Source organism: Methylorubrum rhodinum (assembly GCF_014199935.1).
GTDB classification, from domain to species: domain Bacteria; phylum Pseudomonadota; class Alphaproteobacteria; order Rhizobiales; family Beijerinckiaceae; genus Methylobacterium; species Methylobacterium rhodinum.
In genome coordinates, this window is record NZ_JACHOP010000007.1 from 173,613 (window position 1) to 189,436 (window position 15,824).

The window sequence follows — 15,824 nt, forward strand, 5'->3', positions numbered from 1 at the left end:
CCTATCAAGGGTCTCGAAACCGAGGGAGCCCGGCCGCAAGGCCGGGCTCCTTTGTTTTGGCCGGCATGCCTCGCACCCCCGGTCTCGGGCACGAAAAAAGCCCGGCCGCAGGGCCGGGCCTCGCCGTCGGAACGGTGGCGTGGATCAGGCGCTGGCCTGGATCCAGCGCGAGAGGTCGCCCTTGGGGGCCGCGCCGACCTTCTGGCTGGCGAGCTGGCCGTTCTTGAAGATCATCAACGTCGGGATCGAGCGGATGCCGTAGGTCGAGGCGATGCCCGGATTCTCATCGACGTTGACCTTGACGATCTTCACCTTGCCCTGGAGGTCGGCGGAGATCTCTTCCAGCGCCGGGCCGATCTGACGGCACGGGCCGCACCACTCCGCCCAGAAATCCACCACGACCGGCTCGGCGGACTTCAGCACGTCCTGCTCGAAGCTCGCGTCGGTCACTTTCACCGTCGCCATCTCAACGTCCTTTCGACTCGTATCCTTCGGGGCACCGGGGAGCGGGGTCGGCGCCTCCTGGGCTTGGTCCGGAACTTGGCGACGCACCCGGCAGCGGTCAAGGCGCCCTGCCCCGCCCACCCGGCCGGCACGGGGCTGAGGCGCGGGCCGAGCATGGGTGTGCACAGGCCTTCACAGCCCGCGCGCCGCTGCGCCGCTTGGCCGCCCTGTTGGCCGCCCGCCCTCGCCATCTGGGCCTCGCGCCCCATGTGCGGGTCAGACTTCGGTCAGCCAGACTTCAGTCAGTCAGACTTCGGGACAGGCGGACAAGGAACACCGACGTGACGCGCACCCTTCCCTTCCTGCTCGCCACCGTCGCGGCCCTCGGCCTCGACGCGTCGGCCTTCGTTCGGTCATCCGCGGCACAGGAGGCGACACAAGAGGCGCGCCCCTCCCGCGTTGAGGGCGAGGCGTTCCAGGCACCCGCCGCGCCCGGCGCCGGCACGAAGACCGCGGAGCAGGGCCCGCCCAACACCGAGTACAAGCCGCTCCTGCCCAACCAGACCCGCGCCCCCGAGCCGACGCAGAAGGCGCAGGTCGAAACGGCCGTGTTCGCCAAGGGCCTCGACAGCCCCTGGGCGATGGAGTTCCTGCCGGACGGGCGCGTGATCGTGACCGAGAAGGCCGGCAAGATCCGGATCGTCTCGAAGGACGGCACGCCGGGCCAGCCTGTGGCGAACGTGCCGAAGGTCGATCCGAAGGGGCAGGGTGGCCTGCTCGATATCGCGCTGAGCCCGAGCTTCGCCTCCGACCGCACGGTGTACTTCAGCTATGCTGAGCCGCGCGACAAGGGCAACGGCACCACCGTGGCGAAGGCCAAGCTCGTCGAGAGCGACGGCAAGGCCCGCCTCGACGACGTCAAGGTGATCTTCCGCCAGACGCCGACCTACGACGGCGACAAGCATTTCGGCTCGCGCCTCGTTTTTGCCCCCGACGGCAAGCTGTTCGTGACGGTGGGCGAGCGCTCCGACAAGCAGACCCGCGGCCAGGCGCAGGACCTGTCGAGCGGGCTGGGCAAGGTCTTCCGCATCGACACCGACGGCAACGCGCCCAAGGACAATCCCTTCGTCGGCGGTGACAAGGCCAAGCCGGAGATCTGGTCCTACGGCCACCGCAACGTCCAGGCCGCCGCGCTCGACGGCCAGGGCCGGCTCTGGACCGTGGAGCACGGCCCCCGCGGCGGCGACGAGCTGAACCGCCCGCGCCCCGGCCTCAATTACGGCTGGCCGGTGGTGACCTACGGCATCGAGTATTCGGGCGAGAAGATCGGCGACGGCGCCACCCAGGCCGGCGGCACGGTGCAGCCGGTCTATTACTGGGACCCGGTCATCGGCCCCTCGGGCATGGCCTATTACGACAAGGACCTGTTTCCGGACTGGAAAGGCGAGTTCCTGATCGGCGGCCTCGTCAGCACCGGCCTCGTCGCGCTCAAGCTCGACGGCGACAAGGTCGTCACCGAGGAGCGCATCCCCCTCGACCACCGCGTCCGCGACGTGAAGGTCGGCCCCGACGGCGCCGTCTACGCGCTCACCGAGGACGACGGCCAGATCGTGAAGATCACGCCGAAGAAGAGCAGCTGAGGCGGGCGCGCATCTTCCACCCAATCCCCCTCATCCTGAGGTGCGTAGCGTAGCGAAGCCTCGAAGGAGGGCTTCAGCGTATCGCGCGATCCCTGGAGCCCTCCTTCGAGGGCGCCGCTTCGCGCTGCCACCTCAGGATGAGGGGTATGGGTGGGATCAACTTAAAGCCGCCATCTCCCCCTCCCCCAGCCGCCGCACCACCGGCCCGGAGGTCCACACCAGCAAAGCGGTGATCCGCTTGCCCGGCCAGACCGCGGCGGCGAGGCGCGCGTAGAGCGCGACCTGGGCGGCCTCGCGCTGCGGGATCGGGGCGTTCTCGTCCGGCGGGCGGCCGGTCTTGAAGTCGCAGAGCGTCACCGTGTCCTCGCCGACGACGAGGCGGTCGATGCGGCCGGTCACGTCGCGCTCGATCCCGTCCACGGTGAGGCGGCCCGACAGCGCGACCTCGGCCCGCGCTGCGCTTGAGAACAGCGGCGCCAGCTCCGGCATCGCGATCAGCCGCAGCACCGCGCGGACCAGCTCGTTGCGCTTGGCCCCGTCCAGGGTCGGGGCGCGGGCGCCGGCGAAGCGGGCGGCGGCTTCCTCGCGGCGGGCCGGGTCGATCCGGGGCAGGTGTTCCAGCAGCGCGTGGATCAGGGCGCCGCGACGGCGGGCCTCGGCGTCGCCCTGGCGGCGGCGCGGCGGGCGGTGACCGTCGGCGGCGCCCAGTGCACCCGACGGGCTCAACGGCGGCGCCGCCTCGGCCTCGGGGGCGGCCGGGGCAAACAGCCAGTCCGGTACCGTCTCGGGTTCGGGAAGCGCTGCGGGCGCGGCGTGGCCGGGCGCGGCGGCCCCGCCCTCGCGCCAGAGGGTGACGGGTCCGTGCGCGGTCTCGATCGCCTCGCCGGGGCCGAGGTGCCGCTCCAGGCCGATGCGCACCATCTCGCACCACGAGGCCGGGGTCTCGCGGGTGGCGCCGCGATAGGGGGCGATGACGAGATGATCGGCCGCCCGCGTCATGGCGACGTAGAGCAGGCGGTTGTGCTCCTCCCGCGCGCGGGCCTGAAGGGCTTGGCGGGCAATTGACGTCGCCGCGCAATCCTGCGTGCGCCCCCCGGTCCAGACCGGCGGCAGTGGACCGTCCGCGGGGGCGTCGAGCGCCAAGAGCGGCGGGTCGTTGCGCCCGAGCGGCTCGCAGCCGTCGATGACGACGACGACCGGCGCTTCCAGGCCCTTGGCGCCGTGGACCGTCATCACCCGCACCTCGTCGCGCCCGGATTCGAGATCGCGCTTGACCGAAAGGCCGGTCCTGCCGCGGCCGGGGCGGGTCACGTAGTCGGCGAGGAACGCGTCGAGGCAGGGCGCGGCATCGGCGCCGGCCTCGGCGTCGGCGGCCTGGGCGAGGAAGACGTCGATGGCGTCGCCCGCCTCGCCGCCGAGCCGCGCCACGAGCCGGCTGCGCCCGCCATGGGCGCCGAGCAGCGCGGCGTAGAAGCCGAACGGGCCGTTCTCGGCCGCCAGCCGTATCCACAAGGCCAGCGCGTCGCGCCCGCGGACGGCGGCCGGATCGCCGGCTTCCGCGTGGCGGGCGAGCGCGTCTTCCAGCGTCTCCGCGAGCGGGCGGCGGGCCGCGATGCGGGTGAGGTCGTCGTCGGTGAGGCCCACCAGCGGGGTCTTGAGGGCGGTCGCCAGCGTCAGGTCGTCGGCGGGCAGCAGGCCGGCGCGGCCGACGGCGACGAGGTCGAGCACGGCGATGTGGCCCGCGACCTCCAGCCGGTCCTGTCCAGCCACCGGCACGCCGAGGCCCTTGAGCGCCCGGATCACCTCCTCGAACGCCGCCGAGCGCTTGCGCACGAGGATCAGCACGTCGCCCGGCCGCCAGACCCGGCCGCAGGCGTCGCCCGTGGTGGTCCAGGCCTGGACCGCGCGGGCGATGCGGCGCGCCACGGTGATCGCCGGGGCGTTGGCCTCCGGCGCATCGACCGGCGCGGCCCAGGCGTCGGGTTCTTCCGTCTCCGCCGGCTCCTCGATGCACCACAGCTCGACGGCGCCCGGCACCTCGCCGCGGGCGGAGGCGTGGACGGTGCCGGTCGCCCGGTCCTCGAAGGAAAGGCCGGCGAAGTGCTCCGGCACCTTGAACACGGCGTCCACCGCCTTGAGCACGGGGTTCGCGGTGCGAAACGACAGGGTGAGCCCGACATCGGCGAAGCCGATCGCCGCCTCGGCCGCCGCCCGCCCCCAGGCGCGGCGCGTCACCTCGAACTCGCGCGGATCGGCACCCTGGAAGCTGTAGATCGACTGCTTGGGGTCACCGACCGCGAAGCGGGTGCGCAGCAAGCCCCGCGCGCCCTCGCCCGCCGCGAACTCGGCGGTGAGCGTGCGAAGAATCTCCCATTGCTGCGGGTTGGTGTCCTGCGCCTCGTCGACCAGCACGTGGTCCACGCCGCGGTCGAGCTTGTACAGGACCCAGGAGGCGCCGACGCGGGAGAGCAGATCGAGCGTCTTGTGGATCAGGTCGTCGAAATCGAGGGCGCCCTGGCGCGTCTTCTGGGCCTCGATCCGGCGGTGGATTTCCGCCGCGAGGCGGTAGAGCCCTTGTGTCCGGGCGAGCGCGCGGGCGGCGCGCAAGGAATCGAACAGCGGGATCAGCCGGGCCTGCTCGTCGATCAGCGCCTGCTTCACGTCGGCGGGCACCGCCTTGGTGCCGAGCGAGCGTTCCGCCTTCGGCTCGTCCTTGTCGGTGAAGAAGACCGAGCGGTAGGGGGCGAGCGCCTTGCCGGCGTCGAGCAGAGTGTGGGCCTCGGTCAGCGCGTCGGCCAGCCGCTCGTCGGTCGCCTTGCCGGTGCGCAACATCTTCGAGAGCGCGAGCCAATCGCCGAGGTCGCCGCCCTCCAGGATGTCGCGCTCGATGCTCTCGACGCTGGCGCCGTCCTTGAGCGACAGCGCCCGCGGCAGACGGGCGAGCGCAGGCCCGAGCGCCCGGTGGTCGGAGAACAGGGCGCGGGTGCGCATGGCGGCGCGGATCGCATCGCGCAGCGTATCGCCGGAGGCTTCCGCCCCGACCACGGCGAGCGCCTCCGACAGGCCCTTGTCGCCGCCCAGAATGGCGTCGGCGAGCACGTTGTCGGTCTCGATCTCGAACATGTCCCGGGCCTGCGTCTCGTCGAGCACGACGAAGCGGGCCGGCACGTTGGCCTCGAACGGGAACATGTGCAGCAGCCGCTCGCAGAGCGCGTGCAGCGTCTCGATCTTGAGGCCCCCCGGCGTCTCGACCGCGCGGGCGAACAGGCGGCGGGCGAGCCGCAGGGTCGCGCGGGCCGGGCGCGCTCCGGTGAGTTCGGTGAGTTCGGTCGTGAGCGCGGCGTCGTCCAGCGTCACCCAGCGGCCCAGCCGCTGGAACACGCGAATCGACATGTTGGCGGCGGCCGCCTTGGTGAAGGTGAGGCAGAGGATGCGCCCCGGCGGCGCCCCGTCGAGCAGGAGCCGCAACACCCGGTCGGTCAGCACCTTGGTCTTGCCGGCCCCCGCATTGGCCGAGACCCAGGCCGAGAGGCGCGGGTCGGCGGCCTTGAGCTGGGCCGACTTCGTCAGTTCGTCGACGATGAAGCCGCTCACGCGCTCTCCCCCTCGCCCGCCAGCGACCATTCGAGGACGCGGGCCAGATGATCGTAGTCGCTGTAGGCGCGGACATATTGCGGGAACGGCCGCGAGACGTAGGCCGCTTGCCCCGTCATGTAGCGGGCGAGCAGCCCGCGCAGCCGCGTGACGTGTTCCTCCACGATAACCTCGACCGCCCGCGCCTCGCCGGGCGGCGGCTTGATCGGGATCGGCCGGAACGGCTCGCGCCCGCCGGATGCATGGACGTAGAGGAGATCGGGCACCGCGCCGGCCTTCAGCCCCTCGAAGGCGCCGTGCATCAGCATCGCGGCCTCCAGGGTGAGTTGGGGCGAGAAGCCGGCGAAGACGGTGCGGTTGGAGGGCGGCGCGCCGGTCTTGAAATCGACGATGCAGAAGCCGCCGTCGGCGCGGCGCTCGATGCGGTCGGCCCGGCCGGTGAGGGTGAACTCTTCCGAGCCGAGCGGGATCACCCACTTGCCGGACATCTCCGGATGGATGCCGGCGAGTTCGGAGCGGCGGACGCGCTCCCACTCCAAAAACTCGATCGCCATGCGCTCGTAGCGGGGGAACCACTCGGCGTAGAGTTCCGGGTACTGGTCCTGAAGCCGGCCGAAGGCTTCGAGCGCGATGGCGTAGAGGAACTCGTCGGCCCGCGGCGGCAGCGGCCCGGAATGGTTCGTGGCGAAGTCGCCGAGGATCTTGTGGATCAGCGTGCCGCGCTCGGCCGCGCCCGGCACCACGGCGACCGGCTCCAGCGCCTCCAGCCCCAGCACGTGACGCGCAAAAATCGAATAGGGGTCGCGCACCAGCGTCTCGATCTCGGTGACGCTGAGGCGGCGCGGAAACAGGGCCGGGTCGGGCTTCGGCGCCGGGCGCGCCAGCCGCGGCGGGGCGGGCTCGCGGCCGCGGTCGAGCACGGCGGCGAGCCCCCGCAGGCGGCGGCCGCGGGCCAGCACGTCCTCCCACGGGCCCTCGCCGCCGAAGGCGCGCAGGCGCTGGAGGAAGCGGGAGGGCACGGTCGGCGAGCCCTCCCGCTTGGCCGCGCGGGTCAGCACCGCGTCGTAGGTGCCGAGCAACTGCACGAAGTCGTGCGCCGCCTGCCCGATCCGCCGCTCGGGCGGCGACAGGCCGACCTGCCCGCGCATCGGCCGGTTGAGGAAGGCGTCGGTGGTCTGGCGCACCGGCCAGACCGCCTCGTCGAGGCCGCCCAGCACGACCCGGTCGACGGTCAGCAGCCGCGCCTCCAGCGGACCGAGCAGGCGCAGGCGCGGATGCGCGCCGTCCCGCGCACAGGCCACGGTGCGGTCGCGGGCGAGCGCGGTGAAAACGGCGGCGTAGTCGCCGAACCGGCCGGGCAGCTGTTCGTCGGATGCCGCTTCGAGGTCGTCGAAGAGCTGGTCCAGGGTGTCGAGAGACGGGTCGTCGATCTCGTCCTCGGGCGACGTCTCGGACCCTGCGAGCATCCGCTCGCAGGCCTCGCGGTGGAGGGCCGCCAGCGCCACGAGGTTGCCGATTGCGGGTTGCCGGTCGGTGCGGAAGGCGCCCAGCGCGATCTCCAGCCGGTCGAGGACTTGCGCCGCCAGTTCCCAGTCGATCGCCTTGAGCCGCTTCTTCGCCCGCGGCACCCGCGCGGTGGTGGTGCGGTTGAGTTCGAGCGCGGTGCGCATGCCGTCAAAGCTGTTCTTCGGCACCGGGGCGGGGCCGCGAAGCCCGCCGATCTCCAGAGCCGCGGCCGCGCGCACCACCTCGCTGCGAGTGAGCCCCAGGCGGACGAAGGGATGGGCGAGCAGCGAGATCACGCGGGACGGGGCGGGCTCGGCGGCAAGCTCCGCCACGAGCCGGGCGAAGCGCCCGCCCTGCGAGCGGGCCAGCCCGAGGCCGGCGGAGTCTTCCGCCACGATGCCCCAGCGGGCGAGTTCGGCCGAGACGCGCAGCGCCAGCCCGCGGTCGGGGGTCACCAGGGCGGCGGTGGCGCCGGGCGTCTCCAGGGTCTCGCGCAGCGCGAGCGCCGCGACGAGGGCCTCCTCGCGCTCGTCCGCGGCCTCGACGACGGCGAGGCCGTCGAGCCCCTCGCGGGCGAGCGTCAGACGCTCGGCCGGGTCGAGCCCGGCCCAGGCGTCGGTGGTCTCGGCCGGGCGCAGGGCCTGCGACAGCAGCTTTTCGCGGGCCACCGCCTCGGGGGGCGGATCGCCGAGCGGCGCCACCGCCTCGCGCCCGACGGCGAGCGCCGTGCGGCCCATCAGTTGGCGCAGGATCGCCTGCGGATGGCCGTGGGCGGCGTCCTCGGGATTGCCGCCGCCGTCGATGGCCTCCCAGCCTTCCGGGTCGAGATGGAGGTCGAGGCCGGGCAGCACCACGGCGCCGCGCGGCAGCCGCGCCACCGCGGCGATCAGCCGGGCCGTGGCCGGGACCGAGCCGGTCGAGCCCGCGACCACCACCGGATCGCCCGGCCGCTCGCGGGAGAGCCGGTCCGCCTCGGCCAGCACGAGGCGCCGCGCCCGCACCGCCGGGTCGGCGAGCGAGCGGGCGGCGAGGATGCCGGGCCAGTTTTCCGCGGCGATGCGCAGGAAATCGAGGGTGAGGCCGAAATAGCGCGAGTGCTCGGCCTCGACCGCGGCGCCGATCTCGTTCCAGGGCAGGCCCTCGACGGTGAGCGCGTCCATCAGCCCTTCGAGGTCGGCGGCGAGCGCCACCGCGTCGGCGGGCGAGGACGGCACGAGGAAGGGCACCTCGTCGTCGATGGGCAGCAGCTCGCGGTCCACCGTCTCGGCCCATCTCTGGACGAGGCGGGCGAGGATCAGCCGCCGCTCCAGCGGCGCGACGGCCGGGTGCAGCAACTCCTCCGGCGTGTCCAGCAGGGCGTTGGCCGAGAGGTCGAGTTCGGCCTCGTCGGCCTCGCCCAGCGGGATCATCCGCGGCAGCAGGGCCGCCCCGCCGAGGCGCTGCGCCAGCACGGTCGAGAGCGCCCGCACGGCGCGCTGGGTCGGCAGGTAGAGCGTGACGGAGGCCAGCGCGAACGGATCGTCGCCGAGCGCGCCGACGAGGCGGCCCGAGACGAGCGCGTCGGCGAGCGTCGGCAGGAACGGCGCGCCGGGGGGAATGGTGAGGACGCGGGGGGCGGACATGGGCTTCTGGCTGAAAAGGTCACCCGAAGCGGCGGGCGCGCTCGTGCGTGAAATTGATGGCGTCGCGCCCGGCGGTGACGCTGGCAAGATAAAGGTCCAGATCGTCGGTGACGAGGCCGACATCGTCGCGCAGCGCGGCGAGGATCCCGGCATCGGTCAGGCCGAGACGGACGAAATCGGGCTGCGCGAACGCTTCCGCGCAAGGGACGTGGGTTTCTTCCGCCTGGAAAGCGAAATCCCGGAAAGCCTCGACGATCCGGCCGCGTCCCGGCTCCTGAAACTGCCGGATCAGGTTCGAGGTCTCGCTCAGTACGTGCGGCGTCGTGACGATCCGGGCGGCCTTCGCCAGCAATTCTTCGAGCAGCGGCAGGTCTTCGCTCCGGTAGCTGCGGGTCCGCTTATGAACCTCCACGAAGGCCGGCGAGGCACGGCCGACCGTGAGCAGGACCAACAGGTTGGTGTCGAGGAGGCACGCCCGCATCACCCCTCGGCCATCAACGGCACCCGGTCGTCCACTGCGAGCAGCCGGCCGTCGGGATCAGCGATCCGTACGGTCTTGTAGATGCGGTTGAGATCGAGGTCGCGCCCGAGACGATTCGTGACGATTTTCGGAGCGTCCCACGGACGGGAGAAGCCGAGGGTGATCGACCATGTATCCGCCGTGTCGTCGAAGCGGACTTCTTCGAGGCCGAGATTCGTCAGGCTCTCTCCGGCGAAGGCCTCCGCGACGTAAGTCTTTGCCTTGGCCACCGCTTCCTTCACGTCCATGGCAACCTCCGAGCGTGTCGCCCGAATGTAAGCGCTCTCGCGGATCAGTGGGAGGCCCGATGCGCGCCCTACCCGAACCGCGCCAAAAGCCCCGCCCCATCGACCCCCAGCGCCTCGGCGATCTCGGCCAAGGCCGTCCGCTCCTGCGGGCCAATGCCCTCGTGGTCGGCCACATCCGCGGCCACGAGGAAGACGTTGCGGCGCTGCTCTTCCGGGCGGTCGGCGATGACGGCGACGCGCACGAGGTTCTCGGCGCGGCCGGCACGGGTGCGGGCGCGGCCCAGGCCCTCGTAGAGGGCGTGTTCCAGCATCAGGCAGTCATAGCCCTTCTCGAGGATCGGGTTGGCGCGCAGGCCCGCGAGCGCCGTCTCGAATTCCTCGCTCATCACCTCGCCGTCGGCGACCGCGACGTTGGCGCAGGCCGAGACCGCCGCCTGCATCAGGCTCTCGTCGCCGGCATACGCCGTCAGCGTGCGGCGGAAGCGTTCCACCGTCTCCGAAATCAGACCCATTCCCGCCCTGCCGTACGTCCCGAACCGGCTTCAACACGCCGCGCGGCCCCAGGTTCAAGGCACTCGTTCAAGGCACCTGCGCGCTCTGGCGCACCCGCGCTTCCGCCGCCTCGATCGCCTCGGGCGTGCCGACATGGAGCCATTGCCCGTCGAGGCGCAGCCCGTGCAGGCGGCCGCGTTTGGCCGCCCGGTCGAACAGCAGGGTGAGCGAGAACGAGCCCTCCGGCGTGTCTTCGAACAGCTCCGGCTTCAGGATGGCGACGCCCGCGTAGATGAAGGGCGCCACCTCGCGCTCGCCGCGCCAGGCAAGGCGCCCGTCGGCATCCATGTCGAAATCGCCCGCACCCTCGTAGCCGAGGCTGGTCGCCGTCGGCGCGACCAGCAGCAGGATGTCCATGGTCTGCGGGTTCCAGGCCTCGATCAGCCGCGGCAGGTTCGGGCGCGGCCCCTCCAGCCAGAACGAGTCGGAGTTGAACACCACGAAGGGTTCGGACCCGAGATGGTGCAGCGCCTTGCGGATGCCGCCGCCGGTCTCCAAGAGCGCCGCGCGCTCGTCGGAGATCACGATGGCGGGGCCGCCGACGCGGTGGGAGAGGTGTCCCTCCATCAGGTCGGCGAGCCAGTGGACGTTGACGACCGCGGTCTCGATCCCGCCTTCGGCCGCCCGGTCGAGGGCGTGGTCGATCAGCGCCTTGCCGGCGACCTCGACGAGCGGCTTCGGCACGGTGGCCGTGATCGGCCGCATGCGCTTGCCGAGGCCCGCGGCCAGCACGAAGGCGCGCGTGATTCTTTTGGGACTTTGGGGCGCGTCTTCCATGGCGGCCATCGTGCGTTCGTTGGGCGGGGGTCAGGCGGTCGGCGCGACGAGGCTCGGCAACTGGGTCTCGTGCCAGGCCCGAAGGTCCCCGAGCGCCGGGTGGGCGAGGTTGCGGGCGAGATAGCCCTCGATCCGCGGCAGGTGGGCGAGGTAGCCCGGCTTGCCGTCGCGCTTGTCGAGCCGGGCGAAGATTCCCAGGATCTTCGTCGCGCGCTGGGCCGCCAGCACCGCGTAGGAGCGGGCGAAGGATTGCAGATCGAAGCTCGCGTCGCGGGCGCGGCGCTCACGGATGTAGAGGCCGAGCAGCCGCAGCTCGAAATCCGCGCTGCAATCGACGCGGGCGTCCTGCAGCAGCGAGGCGACGTCGTAGGCCGGGTGCCCCATCACCGCGTCCTGGAAGTCGATCACGCCGACCCGCTCCAGCCCCTCGCGCTCGGGCAGCCAGATCAGGTTGGGGGAGTGGTAGTCGCGCAAGGTCCAGGTCGGGCGCTCGGTGAGAAGGTCCTTGAGGGCGTCGCTCCAGAGCGCCAGGAAGTCCCGTCGGGCGTCCGGCGGAAGGTGGGTGTTGCGGATGGCCGGGGCGTACCATTCGGGCATCAGCTCGGCCTCGAACAGCAGCGCCTCCGCATCGTAGGGCGGCAGCACGTGCTCGAGTCCGTCGCCCACCGGCACCCGGTCGGGCAGGTCGGCGGCGTGGAGCTTGGCGAGCAGCCGCACGGCCTCCGAATAGCGCTCGGGCCGCGGCGCGCCGTTCTCGACCACCGGCTCGGAGCCCAGATCCTCCAGGATCAGCAGCCCGGCCGCGAGATTCTCGCCGAGGATTTTGGGGGCCGATACGCCGAGGCCGATCAGCGCCCGGTCCATGCCGACGAAGGCGTGGATGCTCTCGGCGAGCTTGACGATCGCGCTGTAGGGCTTGCCGTCCTTCACCGGCGGCCCGTCGGGGCGGGGAGGCGCGATCATCAGCACGGCGGTCTCGCCGTCGGGCTTCACCAGCCGCTCGTAGGCGCGGGAGGACGCGTCGCCCTGCATCGGCACCCGCTCCGCCTCGTCCCAGCCGGTGCGGGCGATCAGCGCGCGCACCGCGCGGGCGCGGTCGAGGCGCTCGCGCATCCCCGGCGTGGCGTCGATGCGGACGAAGCGGGCGCCCTCGCCGTATTCGGGCCTGAGCGAGAGATCGACCGAGAGGGTCTCGCCGTCGCGCGGGCCGAGCCGCTCCGGCCACTCGACCAGGGTGACGGCGGTCTCGGCCAACTCGTCGAAGCCGAGTTCGACCAGTTCGTCGGGGCCGCGCAGGCGGTAGAGGTCGGCGTGGATGACGGCGCGGCCGCCCCGGGTCTCGTAGGGCTGCATCAGCGTGAAGGTCGGGCTCGGTACTTCGAGGCGCGGATCGCCGGCGAGTTCGCGGATCATCGCGCGGGCGAGCGTGGTCTTGCCGGCCCCCAGGCCACCGGAGAGCGCCACGAGGTCGCCGGGCAGGAGGAAGCCCGCCAGGAAGGCGGCCATGTCCTCGGTGGCGCCCTCCTCCGGCAGCAGCACCTCCCAGGCCGGGCGCCGCTTGGGCGTCTCGGATGAGGAAGCCCCGGCCGTGCCGTCCGTGTCCTCGCTCAACGCCTCACCCTCCGCACGCACCGCCGGACGCACCCGCCGGACATTTGGGTCCGACGGTTTCGCACGATCCTAGCAGGGGATGCTTAACCGGTTTTCTTACCGCAGGCGAAACCCTGAAAAGGGGCCCCAAGCCTCGGCCGGGATGCGGTTTTCCCTACTCCGCCGCCTCCAGGCTGGCGGCGGCGCGGCCGTTCGGCGTCGGGCCGTTGCGCGGCGTGCGGGCGGCCTCGGCCTCCGGCACGGCATTGGGGAGCCGTCCGCCGCCCGGCGAGGGCTCGGCGGGAAACAGGCAGGTCACGCGGGTGCCGAGGCCCGGCGACGAGGCGATCTCGACCCGGCCGCCATGCAGCTCGACGAAGGAGCGCACGATCGAGAGCCCGAGGCCGACGCCGCGGTGCTTGGTGCCGAGCGTGTTGCTCTCGAACCGGTCGAACACCCGGTCGATCACCTCCGCCGGGATACCGCGGCCCTGGTCGATCACCGAGAGCGTCAGCGCCCCGCCCTGGCGCCGCGCCTCGACGCGCACGTGCTGGCCGGGCTCGGAGAAGCCCACCGCGTTCGACAGGAGGTTGAACAGGATCTGGCGCACCCGCTTGCCGTCGGCGAACACGCTGCCGACGCCCTCCGGCATGTCGAGGTCGAGGGTGATGCGGGATTCGGCGAGGCGATCCTCGATGCCGCGGGCGGCGGCCTCGACGGTGGCGCGCACGTCGATGGTCTCGCGCTGGAGTTCGAGCGAGCCGGCATCGATCGAGGCGAGGTCGAGGATGTCGTTGATGATGACGAGGAGCGCGGCGGACGAGCGCATGATGTGCTCGGAATATTCGCGCTGGCGCTCGTTGAGGGCGCCGACGGTTTCGTCGCCCAAGAGCTGGGTGAAACCGATGATGTTGGTGAGCGGCGAGCGCAGCTCGTAGGAGACGTGGTGGACGAAGGTGTCGCGCAGCTGCGAGGCGCGCTCCAGGGCGTCGTTCTTCTCGGTCAAGGCCCGCTCGACGTTGGCGCTCGCGGTCACGTCGATGAAGGTCAGGAGCGTCGCCCCGAGCGGCAGCGGCTGGGCCGAGCAGTCGAGCACCGTGCCGTCGCTCATGTCGAGGCGGCAGGAATGGCCGCTGCGGGCCTCCGACAGGCCTGTGATCGCCTGCCGGATGCCGGCCCAGGCGCCCTGGTCGGGCGTCAGCGCCCGGCAGGCGGTCAGGACCGCGTCGACATAGGGCTTGCCGGCGAGCGTGGCCGGATCGATCCGCCAGGTCGTCGCGAAGGCGCGGTTGGCCACCGTGAGGCGCCCGTCGGCGGCGAACACCGCCACCGGCTCCTTGAGGGCCTCCAGCGTCTCGGCCTGCTCCTTCATCAGCGCGTCGTAGCGCGAGGCGAGCTTCATGCTCTCCGAGACGTCCTGGTAGAGGTAGGTCAGGCCGCCCTGGGGGTTCGGGTCGGCGACGACGCGCAGCACGCGCCCGTCAGGCAGGTACCAGGGCGTGTCGGTCACCTCGACGGCGCGGTAGGCGGCGAGCACATCGGCCTTCCACGAGCGGAAATCGGCCTGTTCGGGGAGTTTTCGGGCCGCGCGCAGCCGGTCCAGGATCTCGCCGTCGAGGGGTTTCGAATCGAGGAAGGCGGCGTCGAGGTCCCAGAGGCGCTGGTAGGCGGCGTTGTGGAAGATCAGGCGCTGGCGCGCGTCGAACATCGCCACCGCGGTCGGCAGTTGATCGAGGGTGCGGACGTTGGCGTCCATCTGCCGCTGCAGGTCGGCGCGCACGCTCTCCAGCTCCGAGACGTCGACGGCGATGCCGACGCGGCCCGATGCGGTGTCGCTCTCGCAGACGTCGAGGGTGCGCCGCGCGCCCGCCACCACCGCGGAGAGGCGCAGGGGCTGGGGCCGGGCGGCGCTGCAGGCCGGGCGGCGGGCGATCTGCTCGCGGGCGGCGCGGTCGAGCAGTTCCAGCCCGCTCTCCACCGCCGCCTCGCGGTCCGGCGCCTCGACGGCGGCGGCGTAGGCGGCGTTGGCGAAGGCGAGGCGTCCGTCCGGGGTGCGGTGCCAGACCGGCTGGGGGATGGCGTCGAGGAGCCCGGCGAGCGCCGCGAGGCCGCGCTTGGCCTCGTCCAGGGTGCCGCGCAGCTCGATCAGCTCGCGCCGCTCCTCCGTGGTCTCGCGCAGGCGCAGCAGCGCCCGCCCGCCGACGGCGCTGCCCTGGGCCTCGATGTAGCGACCGGCGAGGCTGCGCAGGTTCATCCGGAAGCCGGTGCCGCGCTCGCGCAAGCCCGCGACCGCCGCGTCGAGGAGCTGCGCGTCCTGGGCGGCGAGCCAGGTACCGAAGGCCAGAAGGCGCTTGGCGCCGTTCTGGGCGCCGCGCGGGTCGGCCGTGCCCCCCCTGAGATCCTGGGCGAAGCCGGCATCGCCCTCGACCGCGGGCTCGCCGCGCCCGGCCCACGTGACGAGCACCTGACGCTCCGAGTGAAGCAGCATTTCGGCGCGGTCGTGGGCGCCGCTGAGGGCCGCGAGCGCGTCCTGCAGCGCGCGCTCGCGGCGCATCCAGCGGCCGCGCTCGCGCATGTGCAGCAGCGACAGGATCGTCGCGAAGACGGTCAGTCCGATCAGCACGGCCAAGCCGGCGGCGTTGTGCGTGTGCATCGGTCCCAGCATCGACCCCGCGCCGCTGGACGGAGCCCCCTCGGCCGCCGCCGCCATCGGCGCCGCGATCCCGAGGATGCCGGCACGCGTCAGCACGCGCGCCGCCCGTTCCAGACCCATCCTCAAGCCCCCGAACACCCGAACCGGATGGCGGCGGGCAAGCGCCGTCATCCGGTCAAAGGCTTCCCGTCACGCCCGGCCGAGGCCGGAGCGCGGGCGCCCGCTTCGTTTCATTCGGCGCCATCCTAACGCGGGGGGGATTCCGGCTGGAAGCGCCTTTGTGAGTCGGAAAGCGACCGGGCCGCATTCGGACGCGGCGGGGCGCAGAAAAGCCACAGTAGCCTCAGGGTGGCCTCGGGCGCCGGCGGCCTGGTTTTTCCCAGGTAGCCTCAATCGCCGTCGCCCGCTTCCGCGGGCTTAGGCTTTCGCTTCGCGAGAGCATCGTTCCGAAAGGTGGTTTCCGGCTTTCGGGAAAAGCCGATGCGGCACAGAAACATAGAGCACCGTCCTGGATCCGATATCCAGGACGGTGCTCTAGTGCTCTGTCCCGCTTGCGATGGGGCTTATTGGCGCGAGTCTTCTATCGGTTGAGGGCAGGAGGCAGCGATGCACAAGCGCTACCGTGTGACGCTCACGGCTGAGGAGCGAGCTGATCTGGATCGTCTGATCTCACGTGGC

10 protein-coding genes are annotated in these 15,824 nt (G+C 72.2%); 1 reads left to right on the plus strand and 9 read right to left on the minus strand.

Going from position 1 to position 15,824, the window contains the following annotated elements; genetic code table 11:
* Window positions 1–144 precede the first annotated feature (144 nt).
* On the minus strand, window positions 145–465 hold the full coding sequence (gene trxA, locus HNR00_RS11215) for a thioredoxin (protein WP_056239752.1): 321 nt from the start codon (window positions 463–465) through the stop codon (window positions 145–147).
* Between the two features lie 320 nt (window positions 466–785).
* Between trxA and HNR00_RS11220 the strand changes: the two genes are divergently transcribed.
* Complete coding sequence (locus HNR00_RS11220; RefSeq protein WP_183569232.1) at window positions 786–2,084, plus strand: PQQ-dependent sugar dehydrogenase; 1,299 nt, start codon at window positions 786–788, stop codon at window positions 2,082–2,084.
* A gap of 156 nt (window positions 2,085–2,240) precedes the next feature.
* On the opposite strand, the gene addA is transcribed toward HNR00_RS11220, so the two are convergent.
* The 8 genes from addA to HNR00_RS11260 all read right to left on the minus strand — a co-directional run bounded on the left by addA (window position 2,241) and on the right by HNR00_RS11260 (window position 15,266).
* Complete coding sequence (gene addA / locus HNR00_RS11225; RefSeq protein ID WP_312886037.1) at window positions 2,241–5,678, minus strand: double-strand break repair helicase AddA; 3,438 nt, start codon at window positions 5,676–5,678, stop codon at window positions 2,241–2,243.
* On the minus strand, window positions 5,675–8,806 hold the full coding sequence (addB, locus tag HNR00_RS11230) for a double-strand break repair protein AddB (protein WP_183569235.1): 3,132 nt from the start codon (window positions 8,804–8,806) through the stop codon (window positions 5,675–5,677). Before addB ends, addA begins: the two co-directional genes overlap by 4 nt.
* 19 nt (window positions 8,807–8,825) lie before the next feature.
* Window positions 8,826–9,287 (minus strand): PIN domain-containing protein, encoded by a 462-nt coding sequence (locus HNR00_RS11235; RefSeq protein WP_183569237.1) that lies wholly within the window; start codon window positions 9,285–9,287, stop codon window positions 8,826–8,828.
* A complete protein-coding gene (locus HNR00_RS11240; protein ID WP_183569239.1) occupies window positions 9,287–9,574 on the minus strand; it encodes a hypothetical protein in 288 nt (95 codons plus the stop codon). Before HNR00_RS11240 ends, HNR00_RS11235 begins: the two co-directional genes overlap by 1 nt.
* 68 nt (window positions 9,575–9,642) lie before the next feature.
* Window positions 9,643–10,086: a tellurite resistance TerB family protein gene (locus HNR00_RS11245; protein ID WP_183569241.1), complete on the minus strand. Its 444-nt coding sequence runs from the start codon at window positions 10,084–10,086 to the stop codon at window positions 9,643–9,645.
* 67 nt (window positions 10,087–10,153) lie between these two features.
* Window positions 10,154–10,903: a nucleotidyltransferase family protein gene (locus tag HNR00_RS11250; RefSeq protein WP_183569261.1), complete on the minus strand. Its 750-nt coding sequence runs from the start codon at window positions 10,901–10,903 to the stop codon at window positions 10,154–10,156.
* A 30-nt stretch (window positions 10,904–10,933) separates the two neighbouring features.
* Window positions 10,934–12,514 carry a tRNA (adenosine(37)-N6)-threonylcarbamoyltransferase complex ATPase subunit type 1 TsaE gene (tsaE, locus tag HNR00_RS11255; RefSeq protein WP_210306419.1) on the minus strand — a complete coding sequence of 527 codons (1,581 nt, stop codon included), beginning with the start codon at window positions 12,512–12,514 and terminating at the stop codon, window positions 10,934–10,936.
* 154 nt (window positions 12,515–12,668) lie between these two features.
* Window positions 12,669–15,266: a sensor histidine kinase gene (locus HNR00_RS11260; protein WP_183569263.1), complete on the minus strand. Its 2,598-nt coding sequence runs from the start codon at window positions 15,264–15,266 to the stop codon at window positions 12,669–12,671.
* Between the last annotated feature and the right edge of the window lie 558 nt (window positions 15,267–15,824).

Coding starts and splice junctions, on each gene's coding strand:
- trxA (WP_056239752.1), bottom strand. CDS start 465: ATGGCGACGGTGAAAGTGACCGACGCGAGCTTCGAGCAGGACGTGCTG.
- HNR00_RS11250 (WP_183569261.1), bottom strand. CDS start 10,903: ATGGAAGACGCGCCCCAAAGTCCCAAAAGAATCACGCGCGCCTTCGTG.
- addB (WP_183569235.1), bottom strand. CDS start 8,806: ATGTCCGCCCCCCGCGTCCTCACCATTCCCCCCGGCGCGCCGTTCCTG.
- HNR00_RS11240 (WP_183569239.1), bottom strand. CDS start 9,574: ATGGACGTGAAGGAAGCGGTGGCCAAGGCAAAGACTTACGTCGCGGAG.
- HNR00_RS11260 (WP_183569263.1), bottom strand. CDS start 15,266: ATGGGTCTGGAACGGGCGGCGCGCGTGCTGACGCGTGCCGGCATCCTC.
- HNR00_RS11235 (WP_183569237.1), bottom strand. CDS start 9,287: ATGCGGGCGTGCCTCCTCGACACCAACCTGTTGGTCCTGCTCACGGTC.
- HNR00_RS11245 (WP_183569241.1), bottom strand. CDS start 10,086: ATGGGTCTGATTTCGGAGACGGTGGAACGCTTCCGCCGCACGCTGACG.